The organism is Bordetella bronchiseptica (assembly GCF_900636925.1).
Lineage (GTDB): Bacteria > Pseudomonadota > Gammaproteobacteria > Burkholderiales > Burkholderiaceae_B > Bordetella > Bordetella pertussis.
On record NZ_LR134326.1, the window covers coordinates 2,855,965 to 2,873,130 of the forward strand.

Consider the following 17,166-nt stretch of genomic DNA (forward strand, 5'->3'; position numbering starts at 1 on the left):
TCAGTGGGTGTGCTCGTCGATGACGAGGTGGGCCATGCCGCGTTCGGTGGCCAGGCCCACCTTCTTGCCGATGGGCAGCGTGGCCTTGGTATCGGTATGGCCGTACGGCAGGCCCGTCACGACCGGCACCTTCACCGTCTTGCGCAGCCAGCCCACCACCGCGTGCATGTCGTAGCCATTGTCGTGGGCGGCCAGCCGGTAGTCGGAGAAGCTGCCCAGCACGATCGCCTTCTGCCGCTCCAGCACGCCAGCCTGCCATAGCTGGGCCAGCATGCGCTCGACCCGGTACGGATGCTCGGCCACGTCTTCGAGGAACAGGATGCCGCCGCGCACCTTGGGCATGTACGGCGTGCCCAGCAGCGACACCAGCGTGGCCAGGTTGCCGCCCCACAGCACGCCGCGGCCGTCGAAGGCATCGGCGTCGCGCGTCTCGAAGCTGAGGATCTCCAGCTCGCCGCGCATGATCTCGCCAAACAGCGCCACGGTCAGTTCATCGGTTTTCGCCAGCCCGAAGTCGCGCACGGCGGTCGCGCCGCTGTAGCTGACCGCGCCGGTCTGGGCCAGCAAGGCCAGGTTGAAGGCGGTGAAATCGCTCATGCCGACGAAACGCTTGCCGCTGTCGGCCATGGCGCGCCAGTCGATCATGGGCAGCAGGCGGATCAGGCCGTAGCCGCCGCGGGTGGCCATCACGATGGGATGCTTTTGCTTGATCGCCCGCTGCAGGCCGGCCGCGCGCTGCTTGTCGGTGCCGGCGAAGCGCTGGTGCACCGCCAGCGCGGCGCGGTCGACCTTGGCCTGGAACCCCTCGGCGGCCAGCCGCTGGCAGGCCAGTTCCAGCTCGGCCGCGTCGCGCACCGCCGACGACGGCGATACCAGGTAAATGCCGCTGGCCTGCGCCGGCGCGTGGACGCAGCCCGCGTCGCAGACATGGCCAGGTTCGTGGCCGTGATGCTCGTGGTGGTCGTGCCCGTGGGAGGCCGGCGGGTTTTTCTTCTTGGTCATACTGGGGATTCCTTGGCGCGGCGGGCGCGGAAAAAACCACGCAGCAATTCGCCGCAGGGCTCGGCGAGCACGCCGCCGGTAATGGTCGTGTGATGGTTCAGTTGGCCGACGGCCCCCACGTCGAGCACGCTGCCGCAGGCGCCCGTCTTGGGATCGCGGGCGCCGTAGACGACCCGCGCCAGGCGCGCGTGCAGCATGGCGCCGATGCACATCACGCAGGGCTCCAGCGTGACGTACAGCGACACGCCTGGCAACCGGTAATTGTCCAGCCGACGCGCCGCGGCGCGCAGCGCCACGATCTCGGCATGCGCGGTGGGGTCGCGGTCGATGATGGTGCGGTTGTAGCCCGCGCCCAGCACCTCGCCCTGGGCATCGACCACCACGGCGCCGACCGGCACTTCGCCCAGGCGCGCGGCCTCTTGCGCCTGCTCCAGCGCCAGCGCCATCAGGCGCGCGTCGTCGGCGACGCAGGGATCGGTTTCGCTCACGAGCGCATCAGCCACGATAGACCCGCGACTTCAGCGCGATGCGCCCGGCCAGGCTGGTGACGGCCTCTTCCAGCCACTGGTACAGCTCGGCCTGCTCGTCGTAGCGGGCCTGGTTGAGGTTGGACACGCGCCCTTCCTCGATGAAGCCCCAGGCCCGGCTGCGCTTGTCGCGGTGCTTGGGATCCCAGACGCCGAAGGCAAAGCCGCCGGCGCTGCGGATCAGCGAAAAACACGGGATGTCGGTGTAGCCGTCGCCCACGAACACCATCTGGTCGAATGGCACGCGCAGACGGTCTTCGGGCACCTTGCGGTTGACCTCGAACGGCTTGTTGCGGTATTCGCGGCCGATCAGGCCCTTCTGGATATGGAACAGGTAGCGCGTCTTGTCGGTGAAGCTGACGATGCGGCGCGGGAAGCTGATGCCGCCGTCTTCGCCGTAGACGAACTCGGAAGCCCAGATTTCCGTGAATTCGTGGGCGATCGGCGTGGCGCGCACCACGTCGCCGATGCCGCTGGAAATCAGGTAGAACTCCAGCTGGACCTTCGGGTGCTCGGCGCGCACCGCGGCGCGCAGGCGGCCGAACAGCGTCTGCACGCCGTCGTGCAACGCCAGCCGGGCGCCCCATTCGCGCAGGCGCTCGCGGGTGATCAGGCCGTGGCTGCCCTGCCTGGACAGCTGGATCATCTGGTACAGGTAGGCCGGCACCGGATCCCAGTCCTGCTGCGAAAGCAGCGGATCGACCTGGTCTTTCCAGAACGACGCCGTATCGACGCCGATGCTCTCGAGAAAGCCGGTGGTGCTGTCGGAGGCCAGCGTGTCGTCGAAATCGAAAACCAGGGCGATGACGTCGGACATGGATAAAGGACTTAAAGGGTCGGACAGCCGACATTTTGCCTGAATGCGAGCGGGCCCGGCACTGGCCGGGCCCGCTCGCGCATCCGGGCGTGTCCGTTCAGCGCATGACCGGCGGCGGCGCCACCGTACCGGCGGGCGGCGGCTGCAGCCCGCCCGGAGCGGCGCCAGGCATCTGGCCGCTGGGCATCTGGCCACCGGGCATCGGCGTGCCCGGCGTCGAGCCCGGCGTGCCGGCCGGCACCTGAATGACGGTTTCACGCAGCACGCCCCCGCCGCCGACGCTGCCGCGCGTGGTGGTGTTGCCGGAGGTCATCTGCGTGATGCAATCCTGTTGCTGCGAGGCGGGCAGGTTCTTGCAACGCATCATGGCGTTGTCCTGGTAGCGCCCTTCCTGCTTGTCGTCCAGCCGGTTGCGCTGGCTTTCCTGGCGCGCGGCGCCGGCCTCGCGCAGGCAGGTGGCGCGGTCCTGGCTGGTGTCGCCGCTATTGCAGCGCTGCACGTCCATCTGGTACTGGCTCTGGCCGGAACCCGTGCCGGCCGCATGCGCGCCGAAGGCCATCAGACTGCCCGCGCCCAGCGCCAGGGCCCCGCACCATCGTTGGATACGAATCTTCGACATGTTTCGCTCCTTGAAGTAGGCGGCGGCCGTCATGGCCTGCCGCTGACCTTTCTACCATAAGGGATTACCCGGTCGCCTGGGCTACGAAAATGTTACAAGACCCTGGCACACGTAAACCGGCGCCGCCCTGCCCTCAGGCGCTGTCGTCGGCGCGCCGCGCGCGGTACACGGCCGCGCGCATCAGCAGCATGCCGGTGACAGGGGAAGTCAGCACCAGCAGCATGCCGATCACGAATTCGTGCACCACCGGCCGCATGGACAGGCTGGAGAACACCAGGATCGAGGCGGTCAGCACGCTGCACGCCCCCATGGTGTTGCCCAGCGTGGGCGCATGGATGCGGGCGTAGAAATGGCCGAAACGCAGCATGCCCAGCGCGCCGGTCAGGGTCAGCAGCCCGCCCAGCACCAGCAGGATGGCGGCCGGGATGCCGGCCCACAGCGGAATGTCGACGTCGATCATGGCTCGATCACCTCGCCGCGCAGCAGGAACTTCGCCATCGCGGTCGAGCCGACGAAGCCGAACAGCGCGATCAGCAGCGCGATATCGAAATACACCGGCGTGCCGGCGCGGATGCCGAACACCAGCATGGTCAGCATGCCGCTGACGTACAGGGAGTCCAGCGCCAGCACGCGGTCTTGCGCGGTCGGCCCGCGCAGCAGCCGGATCGCCGCGCAGGCCATCGCCAGCGCAAAGCACAGCAAGGCGAACGACGCCGACCAGTACAGGACGATGTTCATCATTCGAATACCTCTATCAGGGTGCGTTCGTAGCGCTGCTTGACCAGCGCGATCCACGCCTCTTCATTCTGCAGGTCCAGCACGTGCAGGACCAGCTTGCCGTCAATGATGTCGACCCACACCGTACCCGGCGTGTAGGTCACGATGCAGGCCAGGATGGCCAGGCCGTGCGGGTCGTGCAGGTCGAGCGGAATGGCGATGAAGCCGGGCGAGAAATCCGGGCGCCGCTGCCACACCAGCCGCGCCACCGCGACGTTGGAGCGGACGATGTCGGCGAACACGCGCGCGGCCAGCCCGGGCAGCAGCCACAGGCGGCGCGGCTTGCCGCGCAGCGGCCGCAACCGGCTGGACGCCCAGCCCAGCCACAGCGCCAGCGCCGCGCCCAGCGCCAGCTGGCCGACCGAGGCGGATTGGTTGAGCATCAGCCACAGCGCCAGCATGGCCAGCGGCAGCAAGGCAAGGTAGTAGCGCCGCATCACAGGCCCTCCGACAGCGCGCGCGCCGGCTGCTTGGCGAGCACCGCGTTCACGTAGGTAGCGGGCCGGTCCAGCGACTGGGCGGCAGCGTCCAGGTAGGCCGATACCGGCCCGGCGCCCGCGGCCAGCACCACGCACAGCAGCAGCAGTACCGCGACCGGCCCGGCCTCCATCAGCCGCAGGCGAGGCGTGACCCGGTCATCGGAGCTCCAGAATATCCGTATGCCGACGCGGCCCAGCGCGATCAGCCCGGCCAGGCCCGACAACAGCACCAGCGCCACCAACACCCAGGCATCGAGCGCCACGGACGGCGTATTGGCCGCCGTCACCGCCGCCGACAGCAGCGAGAACTTGGCCACGAAGCCCGACAGCGGCGGCAGCCCCGTCACCAGCAAGGCGCAGGACACGAAGGCCAGGCCGAGAAAGGCCATTGCGGCCGGAATCGCCACGCCCACGACGTCGTCGGACCGGTTGGGCGTGGACGGATCGTCCAGGTCGAACAGGTCCATGGTGACGGCCAGCACGTTGGCCCCGAAGCTGCGGGTGCGCTCGATCAGTTCGACCAGCATGAACAGCGCCCCGGTGGCCAGTACCGAGCTGATCAGGTAGAACAGCGCCGGCCCGGTCAAGGTCACGCCGGGCATGCCCAAGGCCGTCAGCAGCGTGCCGGCCGAGACGATGACGCAATAGCCGGTCAGCTTTTCGAGCTGCTGGTTGGCCAGCAGGCCCAGTCCCCCGAACACCAGCGTGGCCAGTCCCGCCGCGAACATCCAGTCCAGGCTGAAAGCCGCCGGCGCGCCGGTGGGCAGCAGCAGCGAGCCGATGCGCAGCAAGGCGTAGATGCCGACCTTGGTCATGATGGAAAACAGCGCCGCCACCGGCGCGGCCGCCGAGCCGTACCCCTTGACCAGCCAGAAGTTGAGCGGCCAGGCGCCGGCCTTGACCAGGAAGGCCACCCCCAGGATGGCCGCGCCGGCCTCGAACAGGCTGCGCTCGCCGCCCGTCAGCGTGCCGGCGCGCAAGGCCAGGTCGGCCAGGTTGAGCGTGCCGGTCACGCCGTAGATCAGCGCGATGCTGATCAGCAGCAGGAACGAAGCCACCAGGTTGACCGCGATGTATTGCAGGCCGGCCGTGACGCGCGCGATGCCCGAGCCGTGCAGCATCAACCCATAGGACGCCGCCAGCAGCACCTCGAAGAACACGAACAGGTTGAACAGGTCTCCGGTCAGGAAGGCGCCGTTCAGCCCCATCAGCAGGAACTGGTACAGCGAATGGAAATGCACCCCGGCGCGGTCCCAGCGGGCCAGCGAGTAGATCAGCGCGGCCAGGCCCAGCACGGCGGTCAGCGCCAGCATGACGGCGGCCAGGCGGTCGACCACCAGCACGATGCCGAACGGCGCCGGCCAATCGCCCGGCAGGTACACGCCGATGCCGTCGGGCCAGAGGCCGCCGGCACCGGCGGCCAGGCTCAGCAAGGCGATGGCGCTGACCAGCTGCAGCAGCGAGGACAGCAAACCGATACCCGCGCGGGTCTTGCGCTGCGTATCGGGCAGCAACAGCATGAGCGCGCCCGCGATAAGGGGCACCGTAATGGGGTAGATAGGCAGGTGTTGCAGCCAGTCGATCAAGATTCAGGCTCCCGGCCGTCGACGTGGTCGGTGCCGGTCAGCCCGCGCGAGGCCAACAGCACCACGAGAAAAAGCGCCGTGGTGGCGAAACCGATCACGATCGCGGTCAGCACCAGGGCTTGCGGCAAGGGGTCGGCATAAGCCGCGGCGTCGACCGGCGCCGAGGCGCTGACCACGGGCGGCCTGCCCACCGTCAGGCGCCCCATGCCGAAAATGAACAGGTTCACCGCGTACGACAGCAGCGACAGGCCCATGATGACCTGGAAGGTGCGTGGCCGCAGCAGCAGCCACACTCCCGAACCGGCCAACACCCCTATGGCCAGGGCATAAACGACTTCCATCAGGCAGGACTCCCGGTTTGCGCGACCGCCTGGGCCTCGACGGCCGCCTGGCGTTGCGCGCGCAACGATTGGTGGGCCAGCGCCACCAGCACCAGCACCGTGGCGCCGACCACCAGCATGTAGACGCCGAGGTCGAACAACAGCACGCTGGACAGGTGCACATGGCCGACGACGGGCAGCGCCACGTCCCAGGCCAGCGCCGACAGGAACGGCCGCAGCGCCAGCCAGGCCGAGACCGCGGCGCCGCCGGCGGCCAGCAGGCCCAGGCCGACCCAGTGCTGCGGATTGAGGCGGCTGCGCGACTCGACCCAGTACACGCCGCCGACCATGTACTGCAGGATGATCGCGGTGGCCATGACCAGGCCGCCGACAAAGCCGCCGCCGGGCAGGTTGTGGCCGCGCAGCAGCAGGTAAACCGACACCAGCACCGCCACCGGCAGCAGCAGCCGCACCAGCACGGCCGGAATCATCATCGGCCCGGCCGGCAACGGCGACTTGGTGTCCGGCGCCGGCCGCTCGCCGGTCTCGTCGACCGTCGGCATGCCGTCCTGCTCGCGCTGCTGATGCGGCAGCTCGACGCTTTCGGGCGCCGGACGGAAGCGGCGCAGCAGCGCGTAGACCGTCAATGCCACGATGCCGAGCACGGTGATTTCGCCCAGGGTATCGAAGCCGCGGAAATCGACCAGGATCACGTTGACCACGTTGGTCCCGCCCCCATCGGGCAGCGCGCGCTCGGTAAAGAAGCTGGAGATCGTGTCGCCCACCGGACGCGTCAGCACCGCGTAGGCCAGCGCGGCCATGCAGGCGCCGGCCACGCCCGCCAGCCCCAGGTCGCGCAGGCGGCGCACCCGCGCGCGCAGGTCGGGACGCTCTTCGTCGCCGCCGGTCTGGATGCGCCGCGGCAGCCAGCGCAGGCCCAGCAGCAGCAGCACCACCGTCACCACCTCCACGGCCAGCTGGGTCAGCGCCAGGTCGGGCGCCGAGAACCAGACGAAGGTCAGGCAGGTGATCAGCCCCGCGCCGCCGGACAGCGTCAGCGATGCGAGGCGGTGATACTTGGCCTGGTAGGCCGCGCCCAGCGCGCAGGCCGCCCCGACCACCCACAGGATCGCGAACGCGGGGTCGGCCGGCGTCAGGCGCGCCTGGCCCGACAGCCAGCCGCCCGCGCGCAGCGGCAGCCAGGCCACCCACAGGGTGCCCAGCACGATGACCAGCATCTGCACCTGCATGCGCGAGGACGCCAGGTAGCGCAGCAGCCAGGCGGCCGCCACGCTGGAGGCATCGAGCAGGTACTCGAAGGTGCGCCGGCCGTCGAAGCGATAGATGAACGGCACCAGCCCCGGATGGGCGCGCTGGCGCGCCCGCAGCGCCAGGTACAGCAGCACGCCGGCGGTCAGCGCGACGAAGCTCATGGCCAGCGGCAGGTTGAAGCCATGCCACACCGACAGGCTGTACTGCGGCATGTGCTCGCCCAGGATGCTGCTGGCGGCCAGGTGCAGGATCGGCCCCAGCGTCACGCCGGGCAGCACGCCCACCACCAGGCACACCATGACCAGCAAGGCGCTGGGCAGCAGCATCCAGCGCGGCGGCTCGTGCGGCGCGCGCGGCAGGTCTTCGGCCGGCGGGCCGAAGAACACCTGCAGGATGAAGCGCAGCGAATAGGTCACGCTGAACGCGCCGGCCAGCGTCGCCATCAGCGGCAGGCCCCACCGCACCAGCACGTCGCCGCTGACGAAGGTGGTCTCGGCGAAGAACATTTCCTTGGAGATGAAGCCATTGAGCAGCGGCACCCCGGCCATCGAGGCGGCCGCCACCATGGCCAGCGTGGCCGTGATGGGCATGGCCCCGTACAGGCCGCTCAGGCGCCCGACGTCGCGCGTACCGGTTTCATGGTCGACGATGCCCGCGGCCATGAAGAGCGAGGCCTTGAAGGTGGCGTGGTTGACCATGTGGAAGATCGCCGCCACCAGGCCGAGCGAGCTGTTCAAGCCCAGCATGAGCGTGATCAGCCCCAGGTGGCTGATGGTCGAATAGGCCAGCACCCCTTTCATGTCCTGCTGGAAAATCGCCGCGTAGGCGCCCAGCACCAGCGAGCACAGGCCGGCGCCGCCGATGATCCAGAACCATTCGTCGGTACCCGCCAGCACGGGCCAGAAGCGCGCCAGCAGGAAAACGCCCGCCTTGACCATGGTGGCCGAGTGCAGATAGGCCGACACCGGCGTGGGCGCGGCCATGGCGTTGGGCAGCCAGAACTGGAACGGGAACTGGGCGCTCTTGGTCAGCGCGCCCAGCGCGATCAGGACCAGCACCGCCGGATACCAGGGATCGGCGCGCACGATATCGCCCGCGGCCAGCACCTGGTCCATGTCGTAGCTGCCGACGATGTGGCCGAGCATCAGCACGCCGGCCAGCAGGCTCAGGCCGCCGGCGCCAGTGACCGTCAGGGCCATGCGCGCGCCGCGCCGGGCATCGAGCCGGTGGTGCCAATAGGCGATCAGCATGAACGAGGCCAGGCTGGTCATTTCCCAGAACATGACCAGCTGGATCAGGTTGCCGGACATCACCACGCCCAGCATGGCGGCCATGAACGCCTGGAAGAACGAGAAAAAGCGCGGCACCGGGTCTTCCGGCGACATGTAGTAGCGCGCGTACAGCACGACCAGCGCGCCCATGCCCGAGATGATCAGGGCGAACAGCCAGGCATAGCCGTCCATGCGCAGGGTGAACTGCAGCCCCAGCGCCGGCGCCCACGGCAGGTCGGCCCGGATCACGCCGCCGGCGGCGATCTGGGGATAGAGGCTGGCCACCAGCAAGGTGCAGGCCAGGGCGATCAGGCCGGCCAGCCAGGCTTCCGCATTGCGGGCATTGGCCGGCAGCAAAGCGGCACACAGACTGCCGAGAAACGGCAGGGCGAGTACTAGTAATAGCGACATGGCGCTCCGGGAAGGGTCCGGCCCTCTCTCTCGCGGCGGCGAAAGGCGAGCGTGGCCGGGGGGCTATCGGCGGAACCCTGGCCCAGCACGTCGCAACAACTCACACCCACGCGTCTCGAAGGCAAGATCGCCCGGAGAACAAGCGCTGTCAATCGAAATATCGGGTAGCGTTCTGGCAAGACCGGCCAAGAATCTCACCCGAAAAATATCAGATTCTTGTAAGTTACGCACGGATCTATGCAAAAGCGGGCTGTTTGCGGCAGTTTTCCCGTAGCTGTCTACCAGCTGAAAGCAGGTTATCGCATGTTGGGGTTGATCCGCATTTCCGCCTGTCTGCATTTTCGGTGCAATGGCGCACCCCAGGACGCGGCCGTCACGAACGGCCGCCCATGCAGCCCCTCTGGAACAACCAGGAGACAACCTTGCGCAAACCCGCTTCCATCAAGATCCTGCTCGGCGCGCTGGTGGCCGGCGCCTGTGTCACAGGCGCCGCCGCCCAGGCCCAGCCCTACCCCAACCATGCGGTGCGCCTGATCGTGCCGTTTGCCGCCGGCGGCACCACGGACATCGTGGCCCGCATCGTGGCCGAGGGGCTGGGACGCGAGCTGGGGCAGCCGGTCGTGGTGGAAAACCGCGGCGGCGGCGGCGGCGCGATCGGCGCCGACGCGCTGGCCAAGGCCACCCCGGACGGCTATACGCTGGGCGTGGCCACGGTCAGCACGATGGCGACCAACCCGGCCACCAACCCCCAGACCCCGTACGACCCGCTGAAGGACTTCACGCCCATCACCAACCTGGTCAGCGTGCCCAACGTCATGACCGTCAACCCCAAGATCGCGGCCCAGACGCTCAAGGAATTCATCGCCCTGGTCAAGGCCAACCCGGGCAAGTACAGCTATGCCTCGTCGGGCACCGGCAGCATCTCGCACCTGGACGGCGAGCTGTTCAAATCGCTGACCGCCACCGACATGGTCCACGTGCCCTACCGCGGCTCGGGGCCGGCGCTCAACGACACCATCGCCGGGCAGGTCAACGCGCAGTTCGACAATCTGCCGTCGTCCATCCCGCACATCCAGGCCGGCAAGCTGCGCGCCCTGGCCGTGGCCGCGCCCAAGCGCGTCAGCGCCCTGCCCGACGTGCCGACCTTCGGCGAAGCCGGCTACCCCGCCATGGACAACATGGCCTGGTACGGCCTGGTCGCGCCGGCCGGCGTACCGCCCGAAGTCGTCAAGCGCGTCCACGACGCGGCCGTCAAGGCCCTGCAGGACCCGAAGATCCGCAAGCGCCTGGAAGACGGCGGCTCCATCGTGGAAGGCAGCACCCCCACCGAATACGCCAGCCTCATCAAGCGCGAACTGGAACTGCGCAAACGCATCGCCACCGAACAGAAAATCCAGCTCAACTGACTGGGGTGCCTGTCCCCGCGGGGACAGGCACCCCGTCATACGGGGACAGGCACCTGCTGGATGCTTGCCTCACCCGCCCGACGGCAGTTCCCGCAATGGAACGCCCATGTCGCGCCAGGCTTCGGCGTGGCAGGTAAACAGCAGCACCTGGTGCCGCGAGGCGGCGTCGAACAGGGCGCGCTTGATCAGGTCGCGCCGCGCGTCGTCGGCATGGACCAGCGCATCGTCCAGCACCAGCAGCGCGGGCCGGCCGGCTTGCGCCAGCAGATCCGCGTAGGCCAGGCGCGCCAGCACGCCCAGTTGCTCGCGCGTGCCGAAACTGAGCGCCTCCAGGCCATCTTCCAGGCCGTCGCGCCGCAGCGCCACCGGCATCAGCGTCTCGTCCAGGCGCCATTGCGCGCCCGGGAACAGCAGCGCCAGGTAGTGCTGCAGGCGGCGGGCCAGGGGTTCGAGCAGGCGCTGGGTGGCGGCGGTGCGGTGTTCGTCGAGCAGGCGCCACAGCAAGTCCAGCGCCTCGGCGCGTTCCATGTATTCGGCGCGCCGCCGGGCCAGCCGCTGCAAGTCGGCCTCGGCCAGCAGCAACTGCTCGCCCAGTCCCTGGGCGCCGGCCTGCTCCAGGCGGCCCTGCAATTGCAGCAACTCGCCATGGCGGCGATGCTGGGCCTCGCGCTCCAGCGCGGCCGAACGCTCGTAGCGCTGCAGATCCTGTTCGACCAGTTCGGGCTGGTGCGCCGCCAGCGTCGCGCCGGCCTCCTTGGCGCGGCGGGCCAGGCTGTCGCGCAAGGCGCGCGCCTCGACCAGCCGCAAGCCCCGCTGGGCGCGCTGCGCGCTGCGCTGCTCGCCCGCGTAATCCTGCTGGCGCGCCTGCCATTGGGCCTGCAGCAATTGTGCGCGGGCGGCCTGGGCGTCCAGTTCGGTGCGCGCCGCCACCGTTGCCCGAGCGCCATGCTCGGCAGCCTGTTCGGCCGCCCGCAGCGCCTGCTGGATTTCGGCCAGCGGCGGCATGTCCCCCGCCGCCGGCGGCAAGGCCTGCAGGCGCGCCTGCAGTTGGTCGCGGCGCCGGGCCGTGGCGGCCTGCTCGGCCTGCAGGGCCGGCACACCGTCGGGAGCGTGGATGCGCAAGGCCTTGCGCGCCATGTCCAGGTCGCGCCGGGCCTGCTCGCTGGCCGCCAGGCGCGCCTCGGCGCCGGCCAGGTCGGGCACGCCCAGCTTGCCGAGCAGCGCATCGCGTTCGGCGCCGCGCGCGCGCAGCTCGTCGAGCAGGGCCGGCAGGTCGCGTCCGCCGGGCAGGATTTCCAGTTCGCCGACCCCGTCGATGCGCACGCGCGCCGCGCTGGTGATCAGCACCTGCGCGTCGCCGGCCAGCGCCACGCCGTCGAGTTCGACCTGCTTGCCCGGCAACAACCGGTGGTGCAGGCGCGTGGCCATTGCGCGCTGCTGCGCGCGTAATTCGTTGAGCAGGCGCTCCTGCTCGCGCAGGCGCGCGACGGTATCGGCATCGATGGCCGACTCCGCCAATTGCGCCTGATGCCCGGCGACCGCCGCCGCCAGTTCGGCAGCCTGCTGCAAGGCCTGCTGCTGGCGCTGCGCATCGGCCTGCAGGCGAGCCAGTTGCTCGGCCAGATCGCCGCGTTCGGCGCCGGCCTGCGCGCCGGCCAGGCGTTCGCGCCAGTGCGCCACCTGGGCAGCCAGCTCGCCCTGCCCGGCCTGCACGCGCTCGAGCGCGGCCCGGGCCGGCTCCATGGCCTGCTGCGCGGCCTGCGCGTCGTTGCGCAACTGGGCCAGCGCCTCGGCGTCATGCTGGTCGCGCCCGACCTGCTCGGCAAGCAGCGCCAGGGTCTCGCCGGCCTGCGCCAGTTCGCGCTGCAACTGCTCCAGGGCCTGGCGTTCGCGCGCGATGCCTTCCAGGCGCTGGCGCGCCTGCGCGGCCCGCTCGGCCATTGCCTGCCAGGGCTGTTCGCGCTGGGCCCGCTCATACTCGGCGCGCAGCCGCGCCAGCCGGTCGACGTCGTCGTCGACCTGGCGCTTGGCGGCGGCCAGCGTCTCGCATTGCTCGCGGGCCCGCGCCCAGGCTTCCTCGGCTTCCTTGTAGGCCCCCTTGGGCCTGCCGCCGCGCGCATCCAGCAAGGCGGCGCGCTCGGCCGCCACGCGCTCGAACAGGCGATCGCCGTCGGTGGCGGCCAGCTCGCCCGACACCTCGGTCAGCGCCGCGCGCACGTGCATGCCGGCATGCCCGGCCGGCGCCAGCAGGGTCTGCCCTTCGCCCTGCTGGATCCACAACAGACCCGGCACCCCCGCGTGCTCGGGCCGGCTCAGGCCGCGGCCCGCGAACTCGTAGCCCAGCAGCCGCGCCAGCAGGTTCTCGGCTTCCTCGCCTTCATGGCGTTGCGCGCCGCCGTCGATCAGCAACTCGCAGCGCGCGCGGTGCAGAAACTGCTTGCGCAGCGAATACGCGTGGCCGTCGTGCGTGAAATCCACCGTCACCGAGGGGCGCGCGTCCGGCATGTCCCAGGGCGCCAGGTCGGCCAGCGGCTTGTTGGTGGCGTAGCGCTCCAGGAACGCGGCGCGCAGGGCCGCGACGAAGGTGCTCTTGCCCGCCTCGTTGGGGCCCACGATGATGTTCAGGCCGCCGTCCAGGTCTTCCAGCGCGACAGGCTGGCGGAATTTGCGAAACGCCTCCAGGGCGATGCGGCGCAGCTTCACGAAGCGCCCTCCGCCAGTTCGCGCTGGTATTGCAGCAGCAGCCGCAGCGCGACGCGCGCTGCGGCGGCCTGCGCGCCGTCGCCCTGCATGGCCTGCAGGCGCGCGGCGGCCGCGCCCACGTAGCCATCGACCGAAAGCGCGGCCAGGTCGGCCGCATCCGGCTCCAGCACCAGTCCGGCGCTGTCGGCGACCAGCGCGCGCACGCGCGCCGCGGCGCGCTCGACATCGCGGCGCAATGCGTCCCAGCGCGCCAGCGACAGCGCGCCGTGCAGTTCCAGGCGCAGCACGTCGCCGGCCTGCAGGCCTGCCAACCGGTGGCCCAGATCCTCGGCATCGGAAGCCAGGTCCAGCCGCTCGACCCAGTGCGACCAGCGATATTTGCCGACCTCCAGCTGGCGCACCTGCGGCGGCGCGCCTGGCGAGGCCACCTCCACGAGCAGCGCATATCCCGGGGTATTGCCGCGAAAGCGGTCGGGCTCGGGCGTGCCGGCATACCAGGTGCGTTCGTCGATGCGCAGGCAGCCATGCCAGTCGCCCAGCGCCAGATAGTCCAGCCGGGCGCGCTGCGCGCGGTCCGGCGCGATCGGGTTGGCTGCATCGGCCTGCTCGGGCAGCCGGTCGGCCACGCTGCCGTGCGCCAGCCCCACGCGCACCAGGCCCGCGGCGCTGTCCATGGTGTCGAACGCGGCGGTCACATCGTCATAGGTATGGCGCTGGGTCAGCGGCGCGGCCAGCACGGCCAGCCCCGCCTGCGGCAGCTCGACCGCGGCCGTGCCCTGGGGAACGTGGACGTTGGTGCCGATGCACTCGAGCCGGCGCGCGCGCGACCAGACGCTGTCGGCCAGCGCCGCATCGTGGTTGCCGGCGATCAGCACCCACGGGCCCTCGTAGGCCTGCATGGCGCCGAACAGGCGCCGGATCGTGCGATCGGAAACGCTTTGCGTATCGAAGACGTCGCCGGCCACCAGCACGGCGTCGACGGCCAGTTCGCTGGCCTGGGCGGCAATGCGGGCCACGGCCTCCAGCCGCGCCTCGGCCAGCACGGCCGCGTCATCGCTGTCGAACTGGCCGTATTGGCGGCCGATCTGCCAATCCGCGGTATGAATGAATCGGGTCACGAAGCTCCGGTCGGGCGCGCGCCGCGCCTGTCGTCATGCCCGGATTGTGGCACAGGCGCCGGCGCGCGCCGACGGCTCAGGCCGCGTTGTGCTGCGCGCGCGCCACGCCGCCGCCCGCCTGCCCGCCCGCGCCGTAGCGCGACAGCGCGAGGTCGTCGGCGCGGATGGCCGGCTGGCGCCCGCACACCTGGTCGGCCACCAACTGGCCCGACCCGCAGGCCATGGTCCAGCCCAGGGTGCCGTGGCCGGTGTTCAGGAACAGGTTGCCATACTTGGTAGCGCCGATGATGGGCGTGCTGTCCGGCGTCATCGGCCGCAGGCCGGTCCAGAACTCGGCCTGCTCGACCGCGCCGCTGCCGGGGAACAAATCGTTGACCACCAGCTCCAGGGTCTTGCGGCGCGCCTCCTTCAGGCGCAGGTCGAAGCCCGCCAGCTCGGCCATGCCGCCGACGCGGATGCGCTGGTCGAAGCGCGTGACCGCGACCTTGTAGGTTTCATCCAGGATGGTGGAAACCGGCGCGGCGGACTCGTCGGTCATGGGGATGGTGAGCGAATAGCCCTTGACCGGGTAGACCGGCAGATCCAGGCCCAGCGGACGCAGAAAGCCACGCGTATAGCTGCCGAACGCCGCGACGTAGCGGTCGGCCGCCAGTTGCTCGCCGCCCACGCGCACGCCAGCCACCTGCCCGCCGCGCACGTCCAGCCCCTCGACCTGCTGGTTGAAGCGGAATTGCACGCCCAGCGCCTTGGCCTTGTCGGCCAGCTGCAGGGTGAAGCGCCGGCAATCGCCGGTTTCGTCGTTGGGCAGGCGCAGGCCGCCGGCCAGCTTGTCCAGCGCGCGCGCCAGCGCCGGCTCGGCGGTGGGCAGGCGGTTGCGGTCGAGCAATTCGTACGGCACGCCGCACTCTTCGAGCACGGCAATGTCGCGCCGCGCGGCTTCCATCTGCGCGGCGGTGCGAAACAGCTGCAGCGTGCCCTGGGTGCGCTGCTCGTACTGGATGCCGGTATCGGCGCGCAAGGTGCGCAGGCAGTCGCGGCTGTATTCGGCCAGGCGCAGCATGCGTTCCTTGTTGACGCTGTAGCGGCCGGCCGAGCAATTGGCCAGCATCGCCGCCAGCCACCGCCACTGGTAGAAACTGCCGTCGGCGCGGATGGCCAGCGGCGCATGCTTCTGGAACATCCACTTCAGCGCCTTGAGCGGGATGCCGGGCGCCGCCCACGGCGTGGAGTAGCCCGGCGACACCTGGCCGGCATTGCCGTAGCTGGTTTCGTCGGCCGGCCCGGCGCGGCGCTCCAGCACCGTGACCTGCGCGCCCTGGCGCGCCAGATAATAGGCGGTCGTCGTGCCGATGACGCCGCTGCCCAGGACGATGACGTGCATAGAATCTCCCACACTCTTTTACATACGTGAATTCCTGTAGTCTAGGAGGCCCCAGGCAGTGATAATCACTAAAATCATTCCGAAACGCCGGCCTTTCCACTGGCCGCCGCGGGTTTTCTTACCTTTGGAAGTGAAATGCGCGAACTGGACCGCATCGATCGCAAAATCCTCGATATTCTGCAACGTGAAGGGCGTATATCCATTACCGAACTGGCGGAGAAAATCAGCCTGTCGGCCACGCCCTGTTCCGAGCGCGTCCGGCGCCTGGAACGCGAGGGCGTGATTACCGGCTACCATGCGCGCATCAATCCGGCGGCGCTGGGCAAGACGCTGCTGGTATTCCTGGAAATCCGCCTTTCGGCCAAGTCCGGCGATGTGTTCGACAAGGTCAAGCAGGAACTTCTGTACGTGCCCGAGGTCATGGAATGCCATCTGGTCTCGGGCGATTTCGATTATCTGGTCAAGGCGCGGCTATCGGAAATGAATGAATACCGCCGCTTGCTGGGCGAGATTCTCAAGCGCCTGCCCGCTTCGGCGGAATCGCACAGCTACGTGGTCATGGAAGAAATCAAGGAAACCCTCTACCTGCCGGTGGACCGCTGAATCCCGCCGCCCGCCATGAATCGGGGACGCTTCATCTTTTTTCTGTACCATTCTGAGCCGTATTTCATTTCATGCCCGCCGTCCGCGCCCGCCGGCGCGGCGCAGGAGCCTCATCCATGAGCCGTTTGTACCGATATTTCTTCCGCGGCCTGATCACCGTCCTGCCCATCGCGCTGACGCTGTATCTGCTGTTCATTTTCCTGGCCTGGACCGAAGCGCTGGCGCTCACCCTGCTGCGCCCGTTCATCGGCAGTTTCTATATCCCGGGCATGGGCCTGGCGCTGGGCATCCTCGGCATCCTGGCCATCGGCTACCTGGTGTCGAAACAGCGCGTGCAGCGCTGGCTGCTGCTGCTGGAAATGCCGTTTACCAACCTGCCGGTGGTCAAGAGCATTTATTCGTCGCTCAAGAGCTTCGCCGATTATTTTTCGCCCAGCGCCAAGACCAGCTCGCAGCAGGTCGTGATCCTGCGCATGCCGGGCAATCCGCTGGAACTGGTGGGCCTGGTCACCCGCCGCACGCTGGAGGGCCTGCCGGACGGGTTCACGCAGGGCGACCGCGTGGCCGTCTACCTGCCCATGGGCTACATGATCGGCGGCTACACCGTATTCGTGCCCACCGAGTGGGTGCATCCGATCCAGATGTCGGTGGAGGAAGCCATGCGCTCGTCCCTGATCGCCTGGATGGCGCGCGCCGAGAACGGCGCGGCCAGCGGCACGGTGGCCGCGCCGCCGGCGCCGCCCGCGCCCCCCGCCCCGCCGGCGGCGGGCGGCCCGCAGGCCTGATCCGCCCCAGGCCCGCGCGCCGGCGGGGCGGATCGGCGCGCCGCCTCTTGCGGATTTCGCGCCGATTGGCAATGATTGCCTCCCGCGCC

At 69.5% G+C, this 17,166-nt stretch carries 16 protein-coding genes; 3 read left to right on the forward strand and 13 right to left on the reverse strand.

The annotated features are described in order from the left end of the window. The 10 genes from EL288_RS13255 to EL288_RS13300 form a co-directional block, all read right to left on the reverse strand. On the reverse strand, positions 1 to 1,002 hold the full coding sequence (locus EL288_RS13255; protein ID WP_003810987.1) for an LD-carboxypeptidase: 1,002 nt from the start codon (positions 1,000 to 1,002) through the stop codon (positions 1 to 3). Next, positions 999 to 1,505 carry a tRNA adenosine(34) deaminase TadA gene (gene tadA / locus EL288_RS13260; RefSeq protein WP_003810985.1) on the reverse strand — a complete coding sequence of 169 codons (507 nt, stop codon included), beginning with the start codon at positions 1,503 to 1,505 and terminating at the stop codon, positions 999 to 1,001. Before tadA ends, EL288_RS13255 begins: the two co-directional genes overlap by 4 nt. Next, positions 1,498 to 2,346 (reverse strand): haloacid dehalogenase-like hydrolase, encoded by an 849-nt coding sequence (locus EL288_RS13265; protein WP_003810982.1) that lies wholly within the window; start codon positions 2,344 to 2,346, stop codon positions 1,498 to 1,500. The genes tadA and EL288_RS13265 overlap by 8 nt, the downstream gene beginning before the upstream one ends. A 97-nt stretch (positions 2,347 to 2,443) precedes the next feature. Next, positions 2,444 to 2,998: a hypothetical protein gene (locus EL288_RS13270; RefSeq protein WP_010928886.1), complete on the reverse strand. Its 555-nt coding sequence runs from the start codon at positions 2,996 to 2,998 to the stop codon at positions 2,444 to 2,446. 100 nt (positions 2,999 to 3,098) lie between these two features. Further along, the gene (gene mnhG, locus EL288_RS13275; RefSeq protein ID WP_003810977.1) at positions 3,099 to 3,425 is read right to left on the reverse strand and encodes a monovalent cation/H(+) antiporter subunit G; all 327 of its coding nucleotides are present in this window, start codon (positions 3,423 to 3,425) and stop codon (positions 3,099 to 3,101) included. Further along, the gene (locus EL288_RS13280; protein WP_003810975.1) at positions 3,422 to 3,706 is read right to left on the reverse strand and encodes a K+/H+ antiporter subunit F; all 285 of its coding nucleotides are present in this window, start codon (positions 3,704 to 3,706) and stop codon (positions 3,422 to 3,424) included. The genes mnhG and EL288_RS13280 overlap by 4 nt, the downstream gene beginning before the upstream one ends. Continuing rightward, positions 3,703 to 4,182 carry a Na+/H+ antiporter subunit E gene (locus EL288_RS13285; RefSeq protein WP_003810973.1) on the reverse strand — a complete coding sequence of 160 codons (480 nt, stop codon included), beginning with the start codon at positions 4,180 to 4,182 and terminating at the stop codon, positions 3,703 to 3,705. Before EL288_RS13285 ends, EL288_RS13280 begins: the two co-directional genes overlap by 4 nt. Next, entirely contained in the window at positions 4,179 to 5,807 is a 1,629-nt protein-coding gene (locus EL288_RS13290) for a monovalent cation/H+ antiporter subunit D (protein ID WP_003810971.1), read from the reverse strand. Before EL288_RS13290 ends, EL288_RS13285 begins: the two co-directional genes overlap by 4 nt. Continuing rightward, positions 5,804 to 6,148, reverse strand: coding sequence for a Na+/H+ antiporter subunit C (locus tag EL288_RS13295; protein WP_003810969.1), 345 nt, complete (start codon positions 6,146 to 6,148; stop codon positions 5,804 to 5,806). The genes EL288_RS13290 and EL288_RS13295 overlap by 4 nt, the downstream gene beginning before the upstream one ends. Beyond that, the gene (locus tag EL288_RS13300) at positions 6,148 to 9,081 is read right to left on the reverse strand and encodes a monovalent cation/H+ antiporter subunit A (protein ID WP_003810967.1); all 2,934 of its coding nucleotides are present in this window, start codon (positions 9,079 to 9,081) and stop codon (positions 6,148 to 6,150) included. The genes EL288_RS13295 and EL288_RS13300 overlap by 1 nt, the downstream gene beginning before the upstream one ends. 422 nt (positions 9,082 to 9,503) lie before the next feature. Here EL288_RS13300 and EL288_RS13305 point away from each other — a divergent pair, with 422 nt between their 5' ends. Then, positions 9,504 to 10,487, forward strand: coding sequence for a Bug family tripartite tricarboxylate transporter substrate binding protein (locus EL288_RS13305; RefSeq protein ID WP_033456636.1), 984 nt, complete (start codon positions 9,504 to 9,506; stop codon positions 10,485 to 10,487). A 69-nt stretch (positions 10,488 to 10,556) separates the two neighbouring features. On the opposite strand, the gene EL288_RS13310 is transcribed toward EL288_RS13305, so the two are convergent. The 3 genes from EL288_RS13310 to EL288_RS13320 all read right to left on the reverse strand — a co-directional run bounded on the left by EL288_RS13310 (position 10,557) and on the right by EL288_RS13320 (position 15,689). After that, positions 10,557 to 13,190 (reverse strand): AAA family ATPase, encoded by a 2,634-nt coding sequence (locus tag EL288_RS13310; RefSeq protein ID WP_126621966.1) that lies wholly within the window; start codon positions 13,188 to 13,190, stop codon positions 10,557 to 10,559. Then, positions 13,187 to 14,308: a metallophosphoesterase family protein gene (locus EL288_RS13315; protein ID WP_010926724.1), complete on the reverse strand. Its 1,122-nt coding sequence runs from the start codon at positions 14,306 to 14,308 to the stop codon at positions 13,187 to 13,189. The genes EL288_RS13310 and EL288_RS13315 overlap by 4 nt, the downstream gene beginning before the upstream one ends. A 76-nt stretch (positions 14,309 to 14,384) precedes the next feature. Continuing rightward, positions 14,385 to 15,689 (reverse strand): D-amino acid dehydrogenase, encoded by a 1,305-nt coding sequence (locus EL288_RS13320; RefSeq protein ID WP_003810959.1) that lies wholly within the window; start codon positions 15,687 to 15,689, stop codon positions 14,385 to 14,387. A 135-nt stretch (positions 15,690 to 15,824) separates the two neighbouring features. Here EL288_RS13320 and EL288_RS13325 point away from each other — a divergent pair, with 135 nt between their 5' ends. Next, a complete protein-coding gene (locus tag EL288_RS13325) occupies positions 15,825 to 16,292 on the forward strand; it encodes a winged helix-turn-helix transcriptional regulator (RefSeq protein ID WP_003810957.1) in 468 nt (155 codons plus the stop codon). 116 nt (positions 16,293 to 16,408) lie between these two features. Further along, the gene (locus EL288_RS13330; RefSeq protein WP_033446889.1) at positions 16,409 to 17,077 is read left to right on the forward strand and encodes a DUF502 domain-containing protein; all 669 of its coding nucleotides are present in this window, start codon (positions 16,409 to 16,411) and stop codon (positions 17,075 to 17,077) included. Positions 17,078 to 17,166 lie beyond the last annotated feature (89 nt).

What these genes read in the sequence shown, in the direction of transcription:
- EL288_RS13295 (WP_003810969.1), bottom strand. Translation starts at nt 6,148, where the DNA reads ATGGAAGTCGTTTATGCCCTGGCCATAGGGGTGTTGGCCGGTTCGGGA.
- mnhG (WP_003810977.1), bottom strand. Translation starts at nt 3,425, where the DNA reads ATGATCGACGTCGACATTCCGCTGTGGGCCGGCATCCCGGCCGCCATC.
- EL288_RS13300 (WP_003810967.1), bottom strand. Translation starts at nt 9,081, where the DNA reads ATGTCGCTATTACTAGTACTCGCCCTGCCGTTTCTCGGCAGTCTGTGT.
- EL288_RS13270 (WP_010928886.1), bottom strand. Translation starts at nt 2,998, where the DNA reads ATGACGGCCGCCGCCTACTTCAAGGAGCGAAACATGTCGAAGATTCGT.
- EL288_RS13255 (WP_003810987.1), bottom strand. Translation starts at nt 1,002, where the DNA reads ATGACCAAGAAGAAAAACCCGCCGGCCTCCCACGGGCACGACCACCAC.
- EL288_RS13320 (WP_003810959.1), bottom strand. Translation starts at nt 15,689, where the DNA reads ATGCACGTCATCGTCCTGGGCAGCGGCGTCATCGGCACGACGACCGCC.
- EL288_RS13330 (WP_033446889.1), top strand. Translation starts at nt 16,409, where the DNA reads ATGAGCCGTTTGTACCGATATTTCTTCCGCGGCCTGATCACCGTCCTG.
- EL288_RS13325 (WP_003810957.1), top strand. Translation starts at nt 15,825, where the DNA reads ATGCGCGAACTGGACCGCATCGATCGCAAAATCCTCGATATTCTGCAA.
- EL288_RS13280 (WP_003810975.1), bottom strand. Translation starts at nt 3,706, where the DNA reads ATGATGAACATCGTCCTGTACTGGTCGGCGTCGTTCGCCTTGCTGTGC.
- EL288_RS13265 (WP_003810982.1), bottom strand. Translation starts at nt 2,346, where the DNA reads ATGTCCGACGTCATCGCCCTGGTTTTCGATTTCGACGACACGCTGGCC.